The organism is Caballeronia sordidicola (genome assembly GCF_001544455.2).
In the GTDB taxonomy this organism is placed as follows: Bacteria; Pseudomonadota; Gammaproteobacteria; order Burkholderiales; family Burkholderiaceae; genus Caballeronia; species Caballeronia sordidicola.
This window is the reverse complement of record NZ_FCOC02000065.1, coordinates 1-811: the sequence shown is the minus strand read 5'-3', so window position 1 is coordinate 811 and position 811 is coordinate 1. Positions and strand designations below refer to the sequence as shown.

The 811-nt window shown below is 60.9% G+C and carries 2 pseudogenes; both read left to right on the top strand.

The window, feature by feature from the left end:
• Window positions 1-523, top strand: a pseudogene (locus tag AWB64_RS30595) (DHA2 family efflux MFS transporter permease subunit); the annotation flags it as partial.
• 8 nt (window positions 524-531) lie between these two features.
• Window positions 532-811 (top strand): annotated as a pseudogene (locus AWB64_RS30590) (efflux transporter outer membrane subunit); the annotation flags it as partial.

Genomic DNA, 811 nt, shown 5'->3' with positions numbered 1-811 from the left:
AGTCGGGTGTTATTTCTATGTGCCGCTGACCAACGACTGGGGCTGGCAACAATTGTTGCTGCCGCAGGCGCTGCGTGGAATCGGACAGCAATTTCTCGTGCCGCCCGTGGTCACCATGGCGCTCGGGTCGTTGCCGCAATCGCGGTTGAAGTCGGCAAGCGGACTGTTCAACCTGATGCGCAACTTAGGCGGCGCGATTGGCATTGCGGTGAGCGCGACCATGCTCAACGACCGCTTGAATTTCCACTATGAACGCCTGAGCGAAAGCGTGAGCACGGGCAATCCGCAAACCGAGGCGTTTCTCGCGCGACAGTTCGCTCATTGGGGATCGGTGGCGGGCGACGCCCTGAGCGCGACCAACGCCAGCCTTGCAAACCTGCATGCGCTCGTGATGCGCGAGGCGCTCGTGCTGACGTTCTCCGACACGTTCTTCGTGCTTGCACTGTGCTTTGGCATCGGCGCGATCAGCGTGATTTTCGCGCGGCCGATTGGCGCTGCTCCGCCTTCTCCTGATGCTCATTAAGGTCGACCATGCATAAAAAATTGCTGGCGCTGGCAGCGAGCCTGATGCTCGCGGCGTGCGCCGTTCAACCCGCGAAACATGCGGACCTGCCATCGACGGTGAAGGCAATCGCACCTGAAAACTGGAGTGTGGACGCACCCGAAAATATCGCCGATACCAATACCGCCGCATGGTGGCTGCAATTCGGCGATCCGGTGCTGCACGAACTGGTGGCGTCGGTGTTGGGCCAGAACCTCGATGTCCAGGCCGCGATTGAACGTGTGAAGCAGGCGCAGGCCGTCACCACGC